Source organism: uncultured Roseobacter sp., assembly GCF_947496515.1.
Lineage (GTDB): Bacteria > Pseudomonadota > Alphaproteobacteria > Rhodobacterales > Rhodobacteraceae > Roseobacter.
Genome location: NZ_CANMDB010000001.1, coordinates 28405 through 48652, shown reverse-complemented (window position 1 = coordinate 48652; position 20248 = coordinate 28405). Strand labels below are relative to the sequence as shown.

Annotated in this window: 21 protein-coding genes; 7 read left to right on the top strand and 14 right to left on the bottom strand. The window is 64.4% G+C overall.

What is annotated here, in order from left to right; translation table 11 throughout:
* Positions 1 to 2 precede the first annotated feature (2 nt).
* The 10 genes from fabZ to pyrH all read right to left on the bottom strand — a co-directional run bounded on the left by fabZ (position 3) and on the right by pyrH (position 9451).
* The gene (gene fabZ / locus Q1A53_RS00275) at positions 3 to 473 is read right to left on the bottom strand and encodes a 3-hydroxyacyl-ACP dehydratase FabZ (RefSeq protein WP_299961820.1); all 471 of its coding nucleotides are present in this window, start codon (positions 471 to 473) and stop codon (positions 3 to 5) included.
* A gap of 70 nt (positions 474 to 543) precedes the next feature.
* Positions 544 to 1089, bottom strand: coding sequence for an OmpH family outer membrane protein (locus Q1A53_RS00270; RefSeq protein WP_299961818.1), 546 nt, complete (start codon positions 1087 to 1089; stop codon positions 544 to 546).
* A 5-nt stretch (positions 1090 to 1094) separates the two neighbouring features.
* A complete protein-coding gene (bamA, locus tag Q1A53_RS00265) occupies positions 1095 to 3452 on the bottom strand; it encodes an outer membrane protein assembly factor BamA (RefSeq protein WP_299961816.1) in 2358 nt (785 codons plus the stop codon).
* A 219-nt stretch (positions 3453 to 3671) separates the two neighbouring features.
* The gene (locus tag Q1A53_RS00260) at positions 3672 to 3800 is read right to left on the bottom strand and encodes a hypothetical protein (protein ID WP_299961815.1); all 129 of its coding nucleotides are present in this window, start codon (positions 3798 to 3800) and stop codon (positions 3672 to 3674) included.
* A gap of 97 nt (positions 3801 to 3897) precedes the next feature.
* A complete protein-coding gene (gene rseP, locus Q1A53_RS00255) occupies positions 3898 to 5247 on the bottom strand; it encodes an RIP metalloprotease RseP (protein WP_299961814.1) in 1350 nt (449 codons plus the stop codon).
* A gap of 3 nt (positions 5248 to 5250) precedes the next feature.
* Entirely contained in the window at positions 5251 to 6420 is a 1170-nt protein-coding gene (dxr, locus tag Q1A53_RS00250; RefSeq protein ID WP_299961813.1) for a 1-deoxy-D-xylulose-5-phosphate reductoisomerase, read from the bottom strand.
* 3 nt (positions 6421 to 6423) lie between these two features.
* The gene (locus Q1A53_RS00245) at positions 6424 to 7218 is read right to left on the bottom strand and encodes a phosphatidate cytidylyltransferase (RefSeq protein ID WP_299961812.1); all 795 of its coding nucleotides are present in this window, start codon (positions 7216 to 7218) and stop codon (positions 6424 to 6426) included.
* Between the two features lie 7 nt (positions 7219 to 7225).
* Entirely contained in the window at positions 7226 to 7966 is a 741-nt protein-coding gene (gene uppS, locus Q1A53_RS00240) for a polyprenyl diphosphate synthase (RefSeq protein WP_299961810.1), read from the bottom strand.
* 86 nt (positions 7967 to 8052) lie between these two features.
* Positions 8053 to 8616, bottom strand: coding sequence for a ribosome recycling factor (gene frr / locus Q1A53_RS00235; RefSeq protein WP_299961808.1), 564 nt, complete (start codon positions 8614 to 8616; stop codon positions 8053 to 8055).
* Between the two features lie 103 nt (positions 8617 to 8719).
* Complete coding sequence (gene pyrH / locus Q1A53_RS00230; protein WP_299961806.1) at positions 8720 to 9451, bottom strand: UMP kinase; 732 nt, start codon at positions 9449 to 9451, stop codon at positions 8720 to 8722.
* Positions 9452 to 9546: 95 nt separating this feature from the next.
* Here pyrH and miaA point away from each other — a divergent pair, with 95 nt between their 5' ends.
* The 5 genes from miaA to Q1A53_RS00205 all read left to right on the top strand — a co-directional run bounded on the left by miaA (position 9547) and on the right by Q1A53_RS00205 (position 15999).
* Positions 9547 to 10440, top strand: a complete 894-nt coding sequence (miaA, locus tag Q1A53_RS00225; protein ID WP_299961804.1) for a tRNA (adenosine(37)-N6)-dimethylallyltransferase MiaA — start codon at positions 9547 to 9549, stop codon at positions 10438 to 10440.
* 114 nt (positions 10441 to 10554) lie between these two features.
* Positions 10555 to 11361, top strand: a complete 807-nt coding sequence (locus Q1A53_RS00220; RefSeq protein WP_299961802.1) for an AraC family transcriptional regulator — start codon at positions 10555 to 10557, stop codon at positions 11359 to 11361.
* A 189-nt stretch (positions 11362 to 11550) separates the two neighbouring features.
* The gene (locus tag Q1A53_RS00215) at positions 11551 to 12591 is read left to right on the top strand and encodes an ABC transporter permease (RefSeq protein WP_299961800.1); all 1041 of its coding nucleotides are present in this window, start codon (positions 11551 to 11553) and stop codon (positions 12589 to 12591) included.
* A 9-nt stretch (positions 12592 to 12600) separates the two neighbouring features.
* Positions 12601 to 13818, top strand: coding sequence for an ABC transporter permease (locus Q1A53_RS00210; protein WP_299961798.1), 1218 nt, complete (start codon positions 12601 to 12603; stop codon positions 13816 to 13818).
* Positions 13819 to 13908: 90 nt separating this feature from the next.
* The gene (locus Q1A53_RS00205; protein WP_299961796.1) at positions 13909 to 15999 is read left to right on the top strand and encodes an ABC transporter ATP-binding protein; all 2091 of its coding nucleotides are present in this window, start codon (positions 13909 to 13911) and stop codon (positions 15997 to 15999) included.
* Between the two features lie 89 nt (positions 16000 to 16088).
* Here the strand turns inward: Q1A53_RS00205 and Q1A53_RS00200 are convergent, their stop codons facing one another.
* On the bottom strand, positions 16089 to 16643 hold the full coding sequence (locus Q1A53_RS00200; protein WP_299963017.1) for a lytic transglycosylase domain-containing protein: 555 nt from the start codon (positions 16641 to 16643) through the stop codon (positions 16089 to 16091).
* A 491-nt stretch (positions 16644 to 17134) separates the two neighbouring features.
* Between Q1A53_RS00200 and ssb the strand changes: the two genes are divergently transcribed.
* Complete coding sequence (gene ssb, locus Q1A53_RS00195) at positions 17135 to 17641, top strand: single-stranded DNA-binding protein (protein ID WP_299961794.1); 507 nt, start codon at positions 17135 to 17137, stop codon at positions 17639 to 17641.
* 191 nt (positions 17642 to 17832) lie between these two features.
* Here the strand turns inward: ssb and Q1A53_RS00190 are convergent, their stop codons facing one another.
* From Q1A53_RS00190 to Q1A53_RS00180, 3 genes are read right to left on the bottom strand one after another with little or no spacing between them, the layout of a single operon-like run.
* Positions 17833 to 18315, bottom strand: coding sequence for a DUF523 domain-containing protein (locus Q1A53_RS00190; protein ID WP_299961792.1), 483 nt, complete (start codon positions 18313 to 18315; stop codon positions 17833 to 17835).
* Between the two features lie 3 nt (positions 18316 to 18318).
* Positions 18319 to 19428: a 3-dehydroquinate synthase gene (aroB, locus tag Q1A53_RS00185; RefSeq protein WP_299961790.1), complete on the bottom strand. Its 1110-nt coding sequence runs from the start codon at positions 19426 to 19428 to the stop codon at positions 18319 to 18321.
* Complete coding sequence (locus Q1A53_RS00180) at positions 19421 to 20014, bottom strand: shikimate kinase (protein ID WP_299961788.1); 594 nt, start codon at positions 20012 to 20014, stop codon at positions 19421 to 19423. Before Q1A53_RS00180 ends, aroB begins: the two co-directional genes overlap by 8 nt.
* Before the next feature lie 82 nt (positions 20015 to 20096).
* Between Q1A53_RS00180 and Q1A53_RS00175 the strand changes: the two genes are divergently transcribed.
* Positions 20097 to 20246, top strand: a complete 150-nt coding sequence (locus tag Q1A53_RS00175; RefSeq protein WP_299961787.1) for a hypothetical protein — start codon at positions 20097 to 20099, stop codon at positions 20244 to 20246.
* Positions 20247 to 20248 lie beyond the last annotated feature (2 nt).

Below are 20248 nucleotides of genomic sequence, written 5' to 3'. Positions count from 1 at the left end.
CGCTATCCCAGATCCATCATGGCGGTGAATTCGCATTCCGCCGCCATCTCGCCCTCGACGGAGGCCACCCCGCCAAAGCGCCAGACCTTGCCACCCGGCTTGCCGCGCAGCGTGCTCAGCCGCATCTCCAGCACGTCGCCGGGCACGACCTTGCGGCGAAACTTGGCCTTCTCGATGGCCATGAAATAGACCTTCATCTCCTTGTCGGCCATGCCGAGCGACACCCCCACCATCACGGCTGCGGTCTGGGCCATCGCCTCGACAATTGTGACGCCCGGCATGATCGGCAGACCGGGGAAATGGCCCTGAAAATGGGGCTCGTTCATGGTGACGTTCTTGATGCCGGTGGCGGTCGCGATGCCATCGATGTCGATCACCTTGTCCACCAGCAGGAACGGGTAGCGATGCGGCAGGATGCGCTGGATCAGCTGGATGTCGGCGCTGGTCGGGGGGCTGGTCTCAGGGCTCGTCATATCCGCTGTCCTTTTGTCTTCAAGGGCTTGGCACCTTGCCTAGCAACTCCGCCGCGGCCCCGCAAGCATCCTACTCGTTGAGCGATGTTCCATCGCCCAGCACCGCATCGATCCGGGCAATGGCGCGGCGGGTCACATCAATGGCATTGGCGCTGAGAAAAACCGAGCGCTTTTCAAGAATGACGGCCGCCCCGGTCTCGCGCATGAGACCCTCGAGGACGGGGGCTGCTGCGTTGAGAAACACCCCCCGGCTGTCCTCGAAATCCTGATTGATCTCGCGGGTCTTGGCGTCCTGCGTGCGCCGGGTGGTCTGCACTTTTTCGTCAAAGGCATCGGCCAGCACGCGGAACTCTTCGGGCGTCATGGTGCCGCGCTGCTCGGTCAGGCGCTGCTCCTCGGCTTCAAGCTCTGCCTGGATCTGGCTGTTCTCTGCCGCCAGCGCCGCGCCCCGCGCCTCGAAGGCGGCGACCGTCTGGCGGCCATAGGCGCTGTCGGTAAAGAGCCTGTCGGAATCGATGGTCAGTATCGGTGTCGGCACCGGGCTCTGGGTCTGTGCCGCCGCGAGGCTCATCCACGCGACAGCAAGCAAAACGGCGATGCCCGCAGCCCGCAACACCGGGATCAGAACGTCGTGCTCAGCGTCAGCTCAAAGGACTGGTCCCGGTCGAAGTCTTCCTTGCGGATCGCATCCGTGAAGTTGAACCGCAAGGGGCCGACGGGTGTGTCCCAGAGGATCGCAAAGCCGATCACATGGCGGAAGGAGCCGCCCTCGCCAACGATGGTACCACCGGTGGTGTCCACATCGCTGAGGTCCCAGAAGTTACCCACATCGTAGAAAAGGCCGCCGGTGATACCGTATTCCTCGGGCAGACCGAGGGGGAACTCCGCCTCGAACCGTGCCGCCACAAAGAGGTTGCCGCCAAGCGGGTCTTCGTCACTGACCGACAGGTCGCGCGGCCCGATGCCACCTGGCTCGAACCCGCGAATGATGTTGGTGTTGTTGATGAACCGGTCCACCGCGCGGTTGGTACCGCCGCTCCAGGACAGCGCGCCGCCTTCGATGGTGGCGCGCAGGGTGACCTCTTCGCTCAGCACCTTCATCTCGCCCACGGCGGACGCGGTCGTCTTGATGAACTGTGTATCCCCGCCCAGACCGGCAAAGTCCTGACCAAAGCGCAGCACATAGCCTGCGTTGGGATCGAGACCGTTGATCCGCGAATCATAGGTAAATTCGTAGCCGAGGCTGCTGCTGATCTGCGAACCTGCGTCGATCTCATTGCCGATGACCGGGCCGTTTTCGGGATCGCTCCGCTCCAGCATCTCCGAATCGTCAAAGCGGTAGCGCAGCTGCAGGGTGGAGCTTTCTCCGAAGGGGAAGGTCAGCGAGGGCTCGAAGATCACGCGCTCACTGTCGAAAGTGGTAAAAGAGCTGTCGGTCTCATCCAGCGCCAGACGCAGCCCGAAGGTCACATCGCGGCCCAGAAAGGCGGGTTCCTGAAAGTTCACCGAGTAGCGGCGCGATTCCTCGGCGGTGGCGATGTTCAGGTTGAGCCGCTGTCCCCGGCCCAGAAAGTTCCGCTCCGAGAACTGGATGGCAAAGCCGATACCATCGTTGTTGGAGAAAGACGCCCCGAACCCGAAGGAGCCTGTCGGGGCCTCGACCACGTCCACATCAACCACAACCTGATCGGGCGAGCTGCCCTCGCGGGCATTCACTTCGGCATTCTCGAAATAGCCCAGGGCGCGGATCCGTTCGGCGGCTTCGCGGATCTCGCGCGGGTTGAAGGGATCGCCTTCGACACTGCGGAACTGGCGGCGGATCACCTGATCGAGCGTGGTGGTGTTGCCCTCCACGTCAATCCGCTCCACGAAGATGCGGGGACCGCGGGTCAGGTTGTATTCCACGTCCAGTGTCAGATCACGGTCATTCCGGCTGACCCGGGGCTCTACCCGCAGGAAATCCACCCCGTCGCGGATGGCCTGCCGTTCCATGCGGGCGATGTCATTTTCCAGCAGCGTGGGCGAATAGATCGCCCCCGTCTTGATATTGGCGGCCTCGCGGTAGACCTCCGGATCGACGCCGGGCACATCGCTGGTGACGGTGATCTCGCCGAATTTGAACCGCTGGCCTTCCTGCACGTTGAAGACCAGGAAATAGCCGTCGCGTTCCTCGGTCAGCTGGGCATTGACGGAGTTGATCCGGAAATCCACGTAGCCGCGCGACTGGTAGAAATCGGTGAGCAGCTGGCGGTCAAAATCAATCCGGTCCTCGACCAGCGAATCCGAGCGCACGAGCGCGCGCAAAAGGCCCGCCTGCTTGGTCTCCAGCACGCGGCGCAGGCGGCGGTCGGAATAGGCCCGGTTGCCGACAAAGCTGAGCCGCTCGATCTCGATGTTGTCGCCCTCGAAGATCTCAAAGACCAGATCCACGCGGTTGTCCGACCGGCGGATGATGCGCGGTGTGACGCGCGCGGCAAGCCTGCCTTCGGTCGAATAGGCCTGCGAAATCAGGGTCGCGTCGCGTTCGGCCTGTGCGGGGTTGAAGACGCGCCGCTCATTCGACTGGATGGCGGCGGCCAACGCTTCATCGTTGATGCGCTGATTGCCCTCGAAACTGATGCGGTTGATGGTGGGAAACTCGACCACCGTGATGCGCAGCGTATTGCCCGCAGGATCGAAGGTGACAGTCTCGAAAAGGCCGGAATCGATCAGCCGCTGGTAGGCCGCGTTCAGCTCTCCCGCGCTGACGGTCTGGCCGGGCGCGAGCCCCGCCCGGGTCAGGATTGCCGCATCGCCGATGCGCAGGTTGCCATCAACGCTGATGCTGCTGAGTGCGAATTGCTGTGCGAGTGCCGGTGTCGGCGGTGCGATCCACGCTGCCGATAGAAAAAGACATACGCCCGCGCCCAGTATGGCGGGTTTGAAAGATGTCCACTGCCCGCCTGCGCGTCTGTCCGCGCCGTCGTTTCCCCACGTCATGACCTGCCCCGATCCTCAGAGAATTATGAAATTCTGAGTATCGGCAAAGGCCGCCCTTGTCAAAACCATGTGGTCAAAAAGTGAGGGTCAACTACATGCGCACCGGCGTTGCCATCCCGCGAAGCCGCTGAAGACCCTCTGGGTCGCGCAGGATTTATCCGTTGGCGGTACCCGGAAGGCGGCGGCAGGAGGCCGGCGACCGGTTGCCATGCGGCAACGTCAGGCCAGCAACATATGCAGCCACGCGCTGGCACCAAGTGCGATGAAAACGGCGCCTGCGGTCAAAAGGTGACCGGCATGAAGAGATGTCAAAAGTACGAACTTCTGAACCGTCTTGCGATGTGACATGGCGTTTTCCTTACTTGATGCAGATCAGCTAAAGGCGAATTGTGGCACAAGCTGGGCAGCAAAAAGACAAGATCTGGTCAGACGCTTCGTGCAGAGATCAGGGGCAGAAAATATCGTTGCCCAGGGCAAAGAGCATCAGCGTCAACACCATCGCCAGCCCAGCAGCCATCAGGACCTGCAGTGCCCGGTCACTGGGCGGTTTCCCGCGCACGGCCTCGTAGGCGTAAAAGACCAGGTGGCCACCATCGAGCGCGGGGATGGGAAAGAGGTTCAGCAAACCCACCGCCGTGCTGAGCACCGCGATGAACCAAATGAAGGATTCCGCGCCCTGGCTGGCCATGGCACCGGATGTCTGGGCGATGCCAATCGGGCCGCTGAGGTTGCAGGTGCTGATCGCGCCGGTGATCATATGAGCAAGGCCACTGAGAGATCCTTCGATGATGCGGCCTGTCTGAGCCACCGCACCCGTGAAAGACCCGGTCAGACCCGGCGTCTCCACAGCCGGTTCAAAAGCCATGCCGCCGACAACGCCGATCCGCCATTGGGTGGCAAAGCCACCCTCCGGCTGCGGCTCATCCACCCGGCGCGGGGTCAGCATGACGTCGCGTTCCGCCCCGTCGCGCCAGATCCGCATCTCCAGCGTCGCGCCATTGCCGCCCTCCACCACTTCTTTGAGCTGCTCAAAGGCAAAGACGGAGGTGCCGTTCACGCCGATGATCACATCCCCGGCCTCAAGCCCCGCGTCCATGGCGGCGCTCTGCGGGCTGACGGCGGCCACAACCGGTGGCAGCAGATGGACGTCCGTGACCACCCGCTCCCGCCCACCTCGGGTGACCACATATTCGAGTTGCGGCTGCAATGGCAGCGACCCAATCAGATCGCTGTAGGCGGGATCCTCGGTGCTGGGCACCGTCGTTCCCTCTATGGAGACAAGCGCATCACCCGGTTGCAGCCCGCGCTCTGCCCCCGGCATGGGGCGCAACTCACCCACGGTGAGCGGGTCGCGCGCCACGCCGGTGGTCATGATGATCACCGTAAAGACGAGGATCGACAGGATGAAGTTGAAGATCGGTCCCGCCGCCACCGTTGCCGTGCGCGCCCAGAGGGGAGCGCCGTGCATGGTGGCGCGCAATCGGGCGGGGTCGCTTTCCGCCGCGGCCATCGCATCCGCATCCTTGCCGGAAGCAGCGTTGGCATCGCCCGCAAATTTCACGTAGCCGCCGAACGGCAGGGCGGCGATCTGCCAGCGGGTGCCGCGCCTGTCCACGCGCGAGGCCAAGACCGGCCCAAACCCGACGGAGAACACATCCGCGTGGATCCCCGACCATCGCCCCACGATGTAATGACCGTATTCGTGGATCGCCACGATCACCGAGAGCGCCAGCACGAAAGCCGCAATTGTCCAGACGAAGCCGCCAAACTGCGGGATCAGCGCGAAAATATCCAAAATCTACCCTGCTTTTTCTGCGATGACGGCGCTGGCCGTCTCCCGGCTGAGATGGTCCACGCGGGCGACATTATCAAGGGTGATCTCTGTCGCACCGCGCGCCGTGTCCGAGAGCCGCGTCAGCACCTCCTCGACTACCGGCGCCATCTGGGTGAACCCGACCCGGCCCGCGATGAACCCGTCGAGCGCTGTCTCCTTGGCCGCGTTGAATACCGCGCCCGAGAGGCCTCCCGCCATCATCACCTCCCGCGCGAGCCGCAGGGCGGGCCAGCGCGCATCGCAGGGCGCGCGAAAGGTCAGACCGCCGATCTGCGCCAGATCCAGCCGCGCCACCGGCAGGCTGCGCCGCTCGGGCCAGTGCAGCGCGTAGCCGATGGCGTGGCGCATGTCCGGTGGCCCCACATGGGCCATCAGGGCGCCGTCCCGAAACCCTACCAGCGCGTGGATGAGCGATTCCGGGTGCACGATCACCTCGATCCGCGCAGGGTCAATGCCGAAGAATTCCCACGTCTCGATGATCTCCATCGCCTTGTTGAACATGGACGCGGAATCGATGGTGATGCGCTGCCCCATGTCCCAGTTGGGATGGCTGGAGGCCTGATCCAGCGTCGCATGGCCCAGATCCTCGATCGGCCAGTCCCGAAAGGCACCACCACTGGCGGTGATCACGATGCGTTCGACCGCTGCCGTGTCCTCGCCCACCAACGCCTGGAAAATGGCGGAATGCTCGCTGTCCACCGGCAGGATGCGCGCACCGTGCTGCCGCGCTGTGCGCAGCATCAGCGGGCCAGCGCAGACGAGCGATTCCTTATTGGCCAGCGCCAGCGTACCACCCTGTTGCAGTGCCGCCAGCCCCGGTGCCAGACCTGCGGCGCCCACAATCGCGGACATCACCCAATCGGCAGGGCGCGATGCGGCCTCGATCACTGCCTGCGGGCCTGCCGCGGCCTCGACCCCGCTGCCAGCGAGGGCCGCGCGCAGATCCTCCAGACGGTCCTCGTAGGCCGTGACGGCGATCTCGGCCCGCAGCCGCCGCGCGTCCGCTGCCAGTTGCGGGATGTTGCCCGCGCCGGTCAACGCCACGACGCTGTAGTCATCTGGCGCGCGGGCAATGAGGTCCAGCGTGTTTTGTCCGATGGAGCCGGTGGCCCCCAGGATGCTGACGCGCCGCATCGCTCAGCGCAGCATCACGGTGGAGCCAATGAGCGGCCCGCCGATGATCAGCAGAAAGATCGCCGCCCCCAGCATCCCGTCAAAGCGGTCGAGCAAGCCACCGTGACCGGGAATGAGGTTGGAGCTGTCCTTGACGCCCACCCGCCGTTTGATCGCACTTTCGGCGATGTCGCCCATCTGGCTGGCCATTGACACCGCGACCGAGATGCCTATCAGTTGCGGCCCCGCGCCGGTATTGGCCATGAAGAAAGCACCGACCGCCGCCGCCCCGATCCAGCCAAAACCTGTACCGGCCCAGGTTTTTTTCGGGCTCACACGGGGCCAGAACTTGGGCCCGCCGATGAGACGCCCGGCAAAGTAGCCGACCACATCCGTCACCACCACCACGAGAACCATCCAGAGCATCCAGTTGAAACCCATGGTGTCGCGCACCGACATCATGCCAAACCCGGCCAGCAGCACCATCACCGTGAAAACCATGTAGATGGTGCGAAACCGTTCCAGCTGACCGAAGCCAACCAGCGCCGAGGCCAAGAGCACCGGCAGCGCAAAGCCCGCAGGCAGGTAGCTCGCCGCCAGCAGCGCCGTTCCGGTCAGCACACCCATGATCCGGGGTACCGGGCGCGCGGCCCCGATCATATGCGCCAGTTCCCAGATCATCGCGCCGCAGATCAGCGCCACCATCACGTGGAACACATGGCCTCCGGCCCAGACACCGGCCATGCCCAGCACCACCAGCGCCGCCCCCGAGCCGAGACGCGTCGCCAGATCGGACCATTTCTCAGCCGGCTCCCCCATCGCCGCGCTACCGCCTCACGCCGCCGTAGCGTCTGTCGCGTCCGCCAAAGGCCGTGCAGAGCCGCTGGAACTCGGCCTGAGTGAAATCCGGCCAGAGCGTATCGATGAATTCATATTCCGAATAGGCGGACTGCCACAGCAGGAAGTTCGAAATCCGCGCTTCGCCGCTGGTGCGGATCACCAGATCGGGATCGGGCAGCACGTGCGTGTCGAGATAACGCGGCAGCGTCTCCTCATCGACCGCATCGGGGCTGAGGTTGCCCGCAGCCACATCCGCGGCCAGGCGCTTGGTGGCGCGCGCGACCTCGTCGCGGCCACCGTAGTTGATGGCGATGGTCAGATGCACGCGGCTGTTCTGGGCTGTCGCGGCCTCCAGCTCGGTCATCATCTGGGTCAGCTTGCGGTCCAGCCGCACCCTGTCCCCGATAAAGCGCACCCGCACACCAGAGGTCACCAGCGCGCGGGTCTCCTTGATGATGTAGCGGCGAAAGAGGTTCATCAGCCCCGCAACCTCGACCTGCGTGCGCTTCCAGTTTTCGGTCGAGAAGGCAAAGATCGTCAGGTAATCGACACCGAAAATGGGGCAGCATTCGACGATCTCACGCACCCGGCGGGCGCCTGCGTGATGCCCGTAGAGCCGCGGCCTGCCCCGCTGGGTCGCCCAGCGGCCATTGCCGTCCATGATGATGGCCACGTGACGCGGACAGCCCGGGATCAGATCGGATTGGGGTTGCGGTACACCGGCCATGTCAGTCTCCTACCAACGGGCAACGCCGCACCCGCTCTCTTTCTTGGCGTGCCGGCAGAGCAGTTGCACCGCGGCCCACCGCGGCCTCAGACCTGCATGATCTCGCCTTGTTTGGTCTCCAGCGCCGCGTCAATCGCTTTGATGTGGCGGTCGGTCATTTCCTGGACTTCGGTCTCCCAGATCTTCTGGTCGTCCTCGGAAAGCCCGTCGTTCTTGGCCTTCTTGATCTGGTCCATGCCGTCGCGGCGCACGTTGCGGATCGAGACGCGGGCGTGTTCGGCATATTGGCCCGCGACCTTGGTCAGCTCGCGGCGGCGTTCTTCGTTCAGCTCTGGGATCGGCAGCATGATGATCGTGCCGTTGAGCTGCGGGTTGATGCCCAGCCCGCTCTCACGGATGGCCTTCTCCACCTTGCCCACCATGCTCTTGTCCCAGACATTGATCGTGACCATGCGCGGTTCGGGCACGTTGACGGTGCCCACCTGATTGATCGGTGTCAGGGAGCCATAGGCATCCACCATCACCGGCTCCAGCATGGAGGCCGAGGCACGGCCCGTTCTGAGAGAGGCAAATTCCGTCCGCAGATTGGCCATGGCACCGTCCATGCGGCGCTCAAGATCATCTGTGTCCAGCATAAAATCGTCTGACATCGGTCTTCCTGCCAAAGTGTACGCGGCGCGCGGGTGCGCGCGGTTGGTGCGCCCGTGTATAGATCAGGTTTGTTGCGAAAGGCCAGCGGGAGTTACACAGGCTTCAGCCCTGCACCCGGGTAAAGGTGCCGCGGCCTTCCAGGATCGACTTGAACCCGCCGGGTGTGTCCAGCGGGAAAACGATCAGGGGCAGGTTGTTGTCGCGTGCCAGCGCGATCGCGGAGGCATCCATGACCTTGAGGTTCTTTTGCAGCACTTCATTGTAGGTGACGGTCTCGTAGCGGGTGGCGTCGGAGTTGGTTTTGGGATCCTTGTCATAGACGCCGTCGACCCCGTTCTTGCCCATGAAGATCGCCTCGCAGGACATCTCGTTGGCGCGCAGGGCCGCGGCAGTATCGGTGGTGAAGTAGGGGTTGCCCGTCCCGGCGGCAAAGATGCAGACGCGTTTTTTCTCCAGGTGGCGCACGGCGCGGCGGCGGATATAGGGTTCCGCCACTTCGTTCATGGTGATGGCAGAGATCACCCGCGTGTGGATGCCCAGACCCTCCAGCGCCGACTGCATGCCAAGAGCATTCATCACCGTGGCCAGCATGCCCATGTAGTCTGCCGTCGTCCGCTCCATCCCCTGTGCGGAGCCCTGCAGCCCGCGAAAGATGTTCCCGCCGCCGATCACCATGCAGATCTCGACGCCCATCTCATGCACGGAATGAACCTCGCGGGCGATGCGTTCCACCGTTGGCGGGTTCAACCCGAAACTCTGGTCTCCCATCAGTGCTTCGCCGGAGATCTTGAGCATCACCCGTTTGAACTTGGCCTGAGGGTCTGGGTGGGTCATCGGGCAAGCTCCTGGCGCGTGGGGTTTTGTTCGGCGGCAAAATGTCCGAAAAGCCCCCGGACTGCAATGCACCCCAAGCCCCCGAGCCGCAGAAAATGACCCTGCCTGAAATCACTGCCACAGCATCGCTCATCGCCGGGCTCTCGCGCGAAAAACCGCTGTTGATCGCGGGGCCGACGGCGTCCGGCAAATCGGCGGTGGCGCTGGAGGTGGCAGCACGGCACGGCGGCGTGATCGTGAATGCGGATGCAAGCCAGGTCTATGACTGCTGGCGCGTGCTGACCGCACGACCGTCGGTGGAGGAAGAGGCCGCGGCAACGCATCTGCTCTACGGCCACCACGCGGCAACGAGCAGCTATTCGGCGGGCCATTGGCTGCGCGAGGTCGCGGCTGTGCTGGCGGGCGATGCGCGCCCGATCATCGTGGGCGGTACCGGGCTTTACTTTGCCGCACTGACGCGCGGGCTGGCGGAGATCCCCGCGACACCCGCCCAGGTGCGGGCGCGCGGGGATGCCATGGCGCTGGCGGATATGCTGGCCGCCCTGGACCCGGCCACCCGGGACGCCATCGACACGGCCAACCGCGCGCGGGTGCAGCGCGCGTGGGAGGTGCAGGAGACCACCGGGCGCGGCCTGCGCGACTGGCAGCGCGACACCGGCGCGCCGCTTCTGCCCGAGCGGGCGGCGGACTGCGTCGTCTTCACCACACCCAAGGAGGTGCTGAACGCGCGGATCGCCCGGCGGTTCGAGGCGATGCTCAGCGCAGGCGCGCTGGAGGAAGCCCGCGCGGTCCTGCCCTCCTATGACCCTGCGCTGCCCGCGCATCGCGCCATCGGCGCGCCGGAGCTGATCGCGCATCTGAAGGGGGAGCTGACGCGGCAGCAGGCCGCGGGACGGGCCATCATCGCCACCCGGCAGTTCGCCAAGCGCCAGCGCACCTGGTTCAGGTCCAAAATGCGCGACTGGCAGGCATTTGCGCCCGCGGGCTGATCGGAGGACCGGCCTCCACCGCCAGCGTGGGGGGCACTGGCGCCCCGTCCCGGTTGCGTTAATCTTCCGGTAAGTTAACTAAAATACGACTCATCGGGCAAAGGAGTTCCCTCGATGTCCTCGAACCGACCGGAAATCATGTCGTTGCCGCAGCTGTGCGAGGGTCAGGAATGGCGTCTGGCGCTGGTGCACGACCGGCCCGACCATCTGCTAATCTGGGTGACCCGCGGTCAGGGGCGCGCGCTGCTGGACGGGCGGCGGCGCGGGGTGGGCACGCACAACGCGCTGGTGATCCCGGCGGGTCAGCTCTTTTCGCTGCAGCTGGGCCCGCAGGCCATGGCCCAGGCGGTGGTGATCCCGCGGGAGACGGACCTGCTGATGCCGCAGATCCCGCGGCTTTTGCGCATCCGCGATGCGCTCTCGATGAAAGAACTGACCGGGCTGATCGAGGCCGGGATCCGCGAACAGGAGAGCGGCAGGCCGCTTCAGGAGCAGGCAATGGATGCCTACGGCGCGCTGATCTCCGTCTGGGTGCAACGGCAAATCGGGCTCGAAGAACATGCCTCCCCCCGGCGCAATGCCGCCGCACGGCTGAGCGCGGCCTATTGCGCGCATCTCAATGAACAGTTCGCGACCCCCATGACCATGGCCGATCACGCGGCCTATCTGGGGGTGACCCCCACCCATCTGACACGCGCCTGCAAGGCCGCGACCGGCAAGACCGCGGCCGAACTGCTGACCGAGCGCGTGCTCTATGAGGCGCGCTGCCTGCTGACCTCGACCGACGTGCCGGCACAGGACATCGCGCGGCACCTCGGGTTTGGCAGCGCCGCCTATTTCACCCGGTTCATGCAGCACCACACCAAATCGTCACCGACAGCACTGCGCAAGGCATCGGCCCTCGCTCTCAAGGCTGCCTGAGCGCCTGACGCCAGCGACCGCGCCGATTTACGACATGCGAGATGTCGCGAACGAACGCGCCAACCCCGCAAGATGGCATTGACGCGCCCGCCAAACTCGGGCCTCATGGCGCAAAATGAGCGGCGGTCGGACGCAACAGCCGGTCGCGCGCCGCAGCAAGACGCCACGGTCTGACAACAGGGGCATGGGATGGGACTTTTCATACTCAAACGCCTTGGTGTCATGGTACTGACCGCGCTCTGCCTGACGTTCGTCGTTTTCTGGCTGACAAACCTCTATCCGAACCTTGAGAAACTGGCCAAGACTCAAGGAAACTTCCGGATGTCCGACGAGGCGGTGGAGAGCTATCTGGGCAGGAACGGCTATCTTCAGCCGCTGCCGATCAAGTTCGGTCAATGGTTGGGCGTCGTGCCGGGTTGGGTGATCGAGACGGACGGCACCGTTGCAGGCAAATGCTTTGACGCAGGCACGCCCGAGGAGGCGCGGCGCAGCTACTGTGGCGTGTTGCAAGGCGACTGGGGCCGGTCGACCGTGTTCAAGGCGGATGTAGGCGGGATCGTGGCCGAGCGGCTGGGGCTTACGGGCAAGCTGATGTTCTTTGTGATGCTGCTGATGGTGCCCATGGCCCTGCTCATCGGTGTGCTTGCGGGCATGCGCGAAGGCTCCAAGCTCGACCGGTCGCTGTCGACGGTGTCGATCCTGTCGACCGCCACGCCCGAGTATGTATCCGGGGTGATCTTCATTGCGGTCTTTGCGTCCTCCGCCGGGTTCAAGATCTTCAACGGGTCGGCCACATCGGCCATGGACGACGCGACCTTCGAGAATTTCACCCTGCCGGTGGTCACCATTGCGCTCTTTGGCATGGGCTATATCGCACGGATGACCCGGGCGAGCATGAGCGAAGTGATGACGGCGCAGTACATTCGGACGGCGCGGCTGAAGGGCGTAAGCTTTGGCAACATCGTGTTGAAACACGCGCTGCGCAACGCGCTGATCGCGCCCTTCACGGTGATCATGCTGCAGTTTCCCTGGTTGCTGAACGGGGTGGTGATCGTCGAGACACTCTTCAACTACAAGGGTTTCGGCTGGGTGCTGGTGCAGGCAGCAGGCAACAATGACATCGAGTTGCTGCTGGCGGTGTCGGTGGTGTCGGTGATCGTGGTGCTGCTGACGCAGCTCATCTCCGATATCGGTTATGTCTATCTCAACCCGCGCATCCGCGTTGCCTGAGGGAGAAGCATGGAACCGCTGAGCTGGGGCGAGATTTTTGTGGCGGTCATGGTGCAGCTGACACCGGTGTGGATCGCGCTGGTGGCGATCTTTGCGCTATCGGTCACCTTCAAGGGTCGGCTGGGGCTTTACGGCAAGCTGTTCGACAGTACCATCGGCATGATCGGCTTTGGGTTGGTCATGTTCTGGGTGCTGGCGGGGGTTCTGGGCGGTCCATTCGATCTGATCGTGACACATGATCCGCTCAGCCAGGTGTCCGGCATGAAGAACGAGCCGCCCGGCACGGCGCTGCGCAGCCCCGCCGAGGGCGACTACCCCTACTTTTTGCTGGGCGGTGACAACCTGGCGCGGGATGTGTTCAGCCGGGTCATCAAGGGCGCCTGGATCGTGGTGCAGATCGCGCCCCTGGCCACGCTCTTTGCCTTCATGGTGGGGATCACGCTGGGGCTGCCTGCGGGATATTTCGGCGGGGCGCTGGATACCGGGCTGTCTTTTCTGGCCAATCTGATCCTCGCCTTTCCGGTGATCTTGCTGTTCTACCTGCTGGTCACCCCCGAGATCGTGCAGACTGGCATCCCGAATTACATGGCACTGGTGCTCTTTGCCTTTCCGCTGGTCTTTGTGGTGGTGTTGCTGAACGCGCGTTACTGGACCCGAAAGGCGGTGCGTACGCCCTTGCTGGCGGTGGTGATCCTGGGTCTTGGCTGGCTCTATCTGTCGCTGGTCTCTACCGGCGGTGCGGTGGTGGCGACGCCTGAGTACCGGATCCCGGGATTGCCGGCCGCGATCGATCTTTTCGACATTGATCCCGGGATCCTGGTGGTCTTTGTCTCGGTGGTTTTTGTCAATGCGCCGACGGTCTTTCGGATCGTGCGCGGGCTGGCGATGGATATCAAGACGCGCGACTATGTGGCAGCGGCCCAGACCCGTGGCGAGGGACCGTGGTACATCATGCTCTGGGAGATCCTGCCCAACGCGCGCGGGCCGCTGATCGTCGATTTCTGCTTGCGGATCGGCTATACCACGATCTTGCTGGGGACCCTTGGGTTCTTTGGTCTGGGGCTCGCATCGGAGAGCCCGGACTGGGGGACCACCATCAACTCAGGTCGTCAGCTGTTACGCGCCTATGTGCATCCGGCGGTGGTGCCGGCGGTGGCGCTGCTGACGCTGGTGCTGGGGCTCAATCTGCTGGCCGATGGTCTGCGCGAGGAGAGTTTGCGGGATTAAAAAGAAATATGGGGGCCAGCCCCCACCGCGCAAAGCGCGGCCCCCCGGAGTTTATCTGGCAAGATGAAAGAGCCAGTCAGGGAGATGAGGATGAAACCGCAGACAGATCAGGCGCCGATCCTGGAGATTGACACCCTGTCCATTTCCTTTTTCACGCGGGCCCGGGAGATCCCGGCGGTGATGGATTTCTCCGTCAAGGTCAGGCCGGGTGAGGCCGTGGGGCTGGTGGGGGAATCGGGCTGTGGCAAGTCCACCGTGGCGCTTGGTGTGATGCAGGATCTGGGGCAGAACGGGCGGGTTGTCGGCGGGTCGATCCGCTTCAAGGGCAGAGATCTCGGCGCCATGGATGCCGCGGAGTTGCGCGCCATTCGCGGGGCCGAGATTGCGATGATCTATCAGGAGCCCATGGCCTCGCTGAACCCCGCGATGCGGGTGGGCCGACAGCTGATGGAGGTGCCGATGATCCATCAGGGGATGGGTGAGGCGGCGGCGCGTGAACGGGCACTTCAGATGGTGCGGGATGTGAAGCTGCCGGACCCCGCGCGCATTCTGGAGGCCTATCCGCATCAGCTGTCCGGCGGGCAGCAACAGCGCATCGTCATCGCCATGGCGCTGATGTCGGAGCCTGCGCTGCTGATCCTGGATGAGCCGACAACCGCGCTCGACGTGACGGTAGAGGCGGCGGTGCTCGACCTGGTGAAGGATCTTGGCAAGAAATACGGCACCTCGATGCTGTTCATCAGTCATAATCTCGGGCTGGTGCTGGAGACCTGTGACCGCATCTGTGTGATGTACTCTGGCGAGGCGGTCGAGCGGGGCCCGACAGCGGAGGTCTTTGACCGGATGCGGCACCCCTATACGCAAGCGCTCTTTCGGTCGATCCCGCTGCCCGGGGCGGACAAGACGGCGCGGCCTCTGGTCGCGATCCCGGGCAATTTCCCCCTGCCCCACGAACGGCCCGAGGGATGCAATTTCGGGCCGCGTTGTGACTATTTTGTGCGCGGGGTCTGTGATCGCGAGACGATCCCCATCGTGTCGGTTGATCCTGCGATCCGGCACGAGACGCGCTGCGTGAGGTGGCAGGAGATCGACTGGGCCGCGCCGCCCCAAGTCTCTGGCGTCAAGCAACAGAGCGCCGTGGGCGATGTGATCCTCAAGATCGACAGCTTGAAGAAGTACTACGAGGTGGTGAGTGGTGCGCTCTTCGGCGGCGGCAAGAGGCGGTTGGTCAAGGCCAATGAGAGCCTCAGCTTCGAGGCGCGCGAGAGCGAGACGCTGGCCATCGTGGGCGAATCCGGGTGTGGCAAATCCACCTTTGCCAAGCTGTTGATGGGACTGGAGACCGCCACCGACGGCGAGATCCTGTTGGGCAACCGCGCGCTGCAGGATGTGCCCATAGAGGCGCGCGATGCAGGCACGGTGGCGGATGTCCAGATGGTGTTCCAGAACCCGTTCGATACGCTCAACCCCGCCATGACCGTGGGGCGGCAGATTATCCGGGCGCTGGAGGTCTTCGGTGTTGGCGCCACCGGTGCCGACCGGCGCGCGCGGATGCTGGCGCTTTTGGATCTGGTCAAGCTGCCGCGCAGTTTTGCGGACCGGATGCCGCGGCAGCTGTCCGGCGGGCAGAAGCAGCGCGTGGGCATCGCGCGTGCCTTTGCGGGCGATGCGCGGGTCGTGGTCGCGGATGAGCCTGTCTCTGCGCTGGATGTGTCGGTGCAGGCGGCGGTCACCGATCTGTTGATGGAGATCCAGCGCGCCCATAAGACCACGCTCATTTTCATCAGCCACGATCTGTCCATCGTGCGCTATCTGAGCGACCGGGTGCTGGTCATGTATCTGGGCCATGTGGTGGAGCTGGGCACGACCGATCAGGTCTTTGCCCCGCCTTACCACCCCTATACCGAGGCACTGCTGTCGGCGGTGCCCATCGCCGATACGAAAGTGCGCAAGAAACACATCGTGCTGGAGGGGGATGTGCCCTCGGCCATGAACCCGCCGTCCGGCTGCCCGTTTCACACACGCTGTCGCTGGAAAACGGAGGTCCCTGGGGATCTCTGCGAACGGGAGGTGCCACCGCTGCGCAGCCTGCCCGGTGCTCACCAGATCAAATGTCATCTGGACGAAGACAAACTGGCGAGGATGACGCCGGTGATCGAAGTTGACATGGCGGCGGAATGATCCCGGGCGGATCAGCCTGTCTCACGTCATCTGTCAGGTGGTTGGACCAACGCTTTCACGAGCGCCACAGCGACCCGACACCGGCCGGATCAGCTGCCGCTGATGATCTTCACGTAGTTGCGGGTTTCGCGAAAGGGTGGAATGCCGCCGTGTTTCTTCACGGCACCGGGCCCTGCGTTATAGGCCGCGAGCGCCAGCTTCCAGCTGCCAAAGGTACGGTACTGCGCCATCAGGTAGCGGGCCCCGCCGTCGAGGTTCTGTTCAGGATCGAGCGGATCGACCCTCAGCCCGCGGGCGGTTTGCGGCATCAGCTGCGCAAGGCCCAAAGCGCCCTTGTGTGACTTTGCCTTGGGGTTCCAGTTGGATTCCTGTTGTACCAGCCGCACAAAGAGGTTCTCAGGCACGCCGTGACGCCGGGCCGCGGCCCGTGCCATCTCCAGAAATGGCCCGCTGTAAGCGCCTTCGTAGGCCGGTATGCCCCACTTTGTGGGCACCTGAACCTTCGGCGGCTGCAGCCGAACAGAGTTGTTGTATTGACTTGCCGCCCGGCTATCGAGGATCTTGGTCTGCGCGGAAAAGAGCTTGTTGCGGCTCTTGCTCGACAGGGTCTGCGCCTCTGCCACGGCACCACCGATGCCCAGCATCAGGCAGAGCGTCACCCCGCCAGACAGCTTTGATCTGATTTGCCGCCACATCCTCATACCCTCCGCATACCCGCTAATCGCGGACCGATCCAGCCCTAAGCATCGCGCCCGCAGCAGCTTCAACCCTGGGTTTTGAAAACGGGGGCGGCTGGGGGTTGAGCGCCTCGACCCTCTGGCGCACAGCGTGTCAGATTTCGGTCTGACAGGGCGTCTCTGGTTCAAGACGGACGGACCGTGTTCCGGCGGATCTGACGCGGACCGGCGCGGGCCCTGAGCCGCGCACACGACGGTTGAAAACCAGTGGCGCGTAAGCCCCGAGCGTCCGTTCTCGGCCAGGCGTCCGCCGCGGGGTCCTGAATTCGGGACGCGTGCCGGGATAACAGCCTCAAGCCCGTGGAAACCCGCACGCGCACGCGGTAGGCTCGGCAAAATCCAACGGCGGGATTCGGGTACAGAGCCCGCCTGCCACCACATGATCGAAGAGGGACGCGATGGCCGGCTCAGTGAACAAGGTAATCATCATCGGCAATCTCGGGCGCGACCCCGAAGTGCGCAGCTTTCAGAACGGCGGCAAGGTGTGCAACCTGCGCATCGCCACCTCCGAGACCTGGAAGGACCGCACCACCGGCGAGCGCAAGGAGCGGACCGAGTGGCATTCCGTTGCGATCTTTTCCGAACCATTGGCCCGGGTGGCCGAGCAATACCTGCGCAAGGGCTCCAAGGTCTACATCGAAGGCCAGCTGGAGACGCGCAAGTGGCAGGACCAGTCCGGTCAGGATCGCTATTCGACCGAGGTCGTGCTGCGCCCCTACCGGTCGGAGCTGACCATGCTCGACGGGCGTGACAGTGGCGGCGGCGGGGGTGGCGGCTACGGCGGCGGCGGGGGCGGCCAGATGGGCTATGACGACCGCGGTGGCGGGGACAGCTACGGCGGTGGCGGTAGCGGGGGTGGCAGCCCGGCCCCGTCGCGCGATCTGGATGATGAGATCCCGTTCTGATCCGGATCTGCTTTGCGGCAATCCTGATGTCGTGACGTGCCCGAGCGGTTGCGCTCGGTGAAGGTTTCTGACAGGCGAGGCGGTCGCCGCTGGCGAAAGGCCTTCGAAGGCCTTTCCGGCGCCGCCTTAACCCGCTGAACCCTCGGGGTAACGATCCGGCCTCTTCGCCTTGTGGCTGGCCCTGCGGTGTGTCAGGCCAGCGCTTCCGCCAGATCGGCGATCTGCGCGGGCGCGAACACGCGGATGCCCGCCGCTTCCAGCGCGGCGGTCACGACCCCCTGCCCCGCGCGACGGACGCCATCGAGCGCACCGCTGTAGATGAAGGTACTGCCACAGGATGGGCTGCCATCGGTGAGAAGTGCGAAGGCGCAGCCCGCCTGCCTTGCATGGCGCACGGCCAGCTCGGCCCCTCGCACAAAAGTTCCGGTTACATCTCTGCCAGTATTCTCGAGAATGCGCGCCTCCCCGGCCAAAACCGCCGCCCCACCGCCCGCTGTTTCAATCTCGGCGGGTGGTCGCGGTGTCGGAAACCCTGCGCCGACTTCGGGGCAGAGCGGCACCAGCCGACCCTCCTGCCGCCAGCGCTCCAGCAGTGCGTCGGTCACTGTCTTTGCGCTGCCATCGTAGCGAACGGGCTGTCCCAGCAGACAGGCGCTCACCAGAATGCGCTGCATCTGCTAGACCTCAAGCCCGTCCGCAAGCACGCGGCGGACCATGTCTCGCGGCACGTCAGAGGTGATGAACGCCTCCCCGATGCCGCGCGCGAGAATGAACCGCAGTTGCCCTTGCACGACCTTCTTGTCCTGCGCCATCAGATCCATCAGCGCGTCAGGCCCCGGCAGATCGCCTGGGATGTCGGTCAGATCGGTCTTCATCCCCATATCCTTGAGATGCGCGCGCACGCGGCTGGGGTCTTCCTGGCTGCACAGTCCCATCCGCGCCGATAGCTCGAAGGCCAGCGCGCAGCCAACGGCCACACCCTCGCCATGCAGCAGGCGGTCGGAATAGCCCGTCGCAGCCTCCAGCGCATGGCCAAAGGTGTGCCCGAGGTTCAGGAGCGCGCGGTCGCCTTGTTCGGTCTCGTCGCGGGTGACGATATCGGCTTTCATCTGCACGGACCGGTGCACCGCCTCGATGCGCGCGGCCTGGTCGCCCGCGGCCAGCGCGGGCCCCTGCCGCTCCAGCCACCCGAAGAACTCCGCGTCCCCCAGCAGCCCGTATTTCACCACCTCGCCATAGCCCGCCAGAAAATCACGCGGGGTAAGCGTGCCCAGCACCTCCGTATCGGCCAGCACGAGGCTGGGTTGATGAAATGCGCCGATCAGGTTCTTGCCCTGCGCCGCGTTGATCCCGGTCTTGCCACCGACCGAGCTGTCCACCTGCGCCAGCAGCGACGTGGGGATCTGCACAAAGCGCACGCCGCGCCGCAGGATCGCGGCGGCAAAGCCCACCAGATCGCCGATGACGCCGCCACCAAAAGCCACAACCACATCGCCGCGCTCCACCTGCGCTTCGAGCAGCCAATCCACGCATTGCTCCAGCGGACCCCATGATTTCGTGGCCTCGCCGGGTGGCAGGCTCAGTGCATCCGAGGCGACCCCGGCCGCAGCCAACCCGTCCCGCAAGGTACCAAGATGCAGCGCCGCCACGGTCTCATCAGTGATGATGGCGACGCGTGGGCGCTTCAACAGCGGCGCAATCTCGGCGCCTGCATGCCTGATCAATCCCGGGCCGATCCGCACCTCATAGGCCCGCCCCGGCAGATCGACCGTGACCGTCTCACGCATGGGGCGCGCCCAACACGTCGGCGCGCGTCGCCAGCACGTCTGCCACCCGGCGCGCCATCCGCTCGATCGACACGGGCGGCGCACAGGGCACGCGCAGATCCGCCTTTCCGTATTCCGGCACCCGCGCCTCATAGATGGCACCCAGCGTCGCCCGCGGATCCACGGTGCGCAGCAAGGGCCGCGTGTCGCGGTGGCGCACCCGGCTCCACAGCAGATCCAGATCCGCATCCAGCCACACCGATACCCCGCGCGCAGAGATATTGGCGCGGTTTTCAGGCGAAAGGAACGCGCCACCACCGGTCGAGAGCACACAAGCCGCACCCCCCAGCAGCCGCGAGATCACCTCCGTCTCGCGCGCGCGGAAAAAAGCCTCGCCATCGCGGGCGAAAATCTCGGGCACACTCATGTTGGCGGCGGTCTCGATTTCCTGATCCGAATCGAGGAACGGCACGCCCAGAAACTGCGCCAGCGCCCGGCCCACGGCAGTCTTGCCCGCGCCCATCATCCCCACCATCACAACGGTCTTTTTCAGCGCCAGTGCGGCCGACTGAGGCGCGTCTGCGCCAGGATGCTGAAAATCGCTCATAATTCTCTGAATGACGTGATATTGCTCAAAAGGCCATATATAAGTTCGGTAAAAACAGGCAGGCATTCAAGGCAGTACAGACATGATGCGGATACTCAAGCTATTGTTCTTTCTCCTCATTGTGGGGGGCATCGGTCTTGTGGGCTACGCCTATGTGGGCCCGTTTTTCGGCGCTGATTTCTCCGCCCCGCAAGAAGAGATACGCCTCCCCGTCACGCTGGATGCCAGTTAGGC

What these genes read in the sequence shown, in the direction of transcription:
- frr (WP_299961808.1), bottom strand. Translation starts at nt 8,616, where the DNA reads ATGTCAGACGATTTTATGCTGGACACAGATGATCTTGAGCGCCGCATG.
- Q1A53_RS00180 (WP_299961788.1), bottom strand. Translation starts at nt 20,014, where the DNA reads ATGAGCGATTTTCAGCATCCTGGCGCAGACGCGCCTCAGTCGGCCGCA.
- Q1A53_RS00200 (WP_299963017.1), bottom strand. Translation starts at nt 16,643, where the DNA reads ATGCTGGGCATCGGTGGTGCCGTGGCAGAGGCGCAGACCCTGTCGAGC.
- aroB (WP_299961790.1), bottom strand. Translation starts at nt 19,428, where the DNA reads ATGCGTGAGACGGTCACGGTCGATCTGCCGGGGCGGGCCTATGAGGTG.
- bamA (WP_299961816.1), bottom strand. Translation starts at nt 3,452, where the DNA reads ATGACGTGGGGAAACGACGGCGCGGACAGACGCGCAGGCGGGCAGTGG.
- ssb (WP_299961794.1), top strand. Translation starts at nt 17,135, where the DNA reads ATGGCCGGCTCAGTGAACAAGGTAATCATCATCGGCAATCTCGGGCGC.
- pyrH (WP_299961806.1), bottom strand. Translation starts at nt 9,451, where the DNA reads ATGACCCACCCAGACCCTCAGGCCAAGTTCAAACGGGTGATGCTCAAG.
- Q1A53_RS00190 (WP_299961792.1), bottom strand. Translation starts at nt 18,315, where the DNA reads ATGCAGCGCATTCTGGTGAGCGCCTGTCTGCTGGGACAGCCCGTTCGC.
- fabZ (WP_299961820.1), bottom strand. Translation starts at nt 473, where the DNA reads ATGACGAGCCCTGAGACCAGCCCCCCGACCAGCGCCGACATCCAGCTG.
- Q1A53_RS00175 (WP_299961787.1), top strand. Translation starts at nt 20,097, where the DNA reads ATGATGCGGATACTCAAGCTATTGTTCTTTCTCCTCATTGTGGGGGGC.
- Q1A53_RS00260 (WP_299961815.1), bottom strand. Translation starts at nt 3,800, where the DNA reads ATGTCACATCGCAAGACGGTTCAGAAGTTCGTACTTTTGACATCTCTT.
- Q1A53_RS00220 (WP_299961802.1), top strand. Translation starts at nt 10,555, where the DNA reads ATGTCCTCGAACCGACCGGAAATCATGTCGTTGCCGCAGCTGTGCGAG.
- uppS (WP_299961810.1), bottom strand. Translation starts at nt 7,966, where the DNA reads ATGGCCGGTGTACCGCAACCCCAATCCGATCTGATCCCGGGCTGTCCG.
- Q1A53_RS00245 (WP_299961812.1), bottom strand. Translation starts at nt 7,218, where the DNA reads ATGGGGGAGCCGGCTGAGAAATGGTCCGATCTGGCGACGCGTCTCGGC.
- dxr (WP_299961813.1), bottom strand. Translation starts at nt 6,420, where the DNA reads ATGCGGCGCGTCAGCATCCTGGGGGCCACCGGCTCCATCGGACAAAAC.
- Q1A53_RS00210 (WP_299961798.1), top strand. Translation starts at nt 12,601, where the DNA reads ATGGAACCGCTGAGCTGGGGCGAGATTTTTGTGGCGGTCATGGTGCAG.
- miaA (WP_299961804.1), top strand. Translation starts at nt 9,547, where the DNA reads ATGACCCTGCCTGAAATCACTGCCACAGCATCGCTCATCGCCGGGCTC.
- Q1A53_RS00215 (WP_299961800.1), top strand. Translation starts at nt 11,551, where the DNA reads ATGGGACTTTTCATACTCAAACGCCTTGGTGTCATGGTACTGACCGCG.
- Q1A53_RS00205 (WP_299961796.1), top strand. Translation starts at nt 13,909, where the DNA reads ATGAAACCGCAGACAGATCAGGCGCCGATCCTGGAGATTGACACCCTG.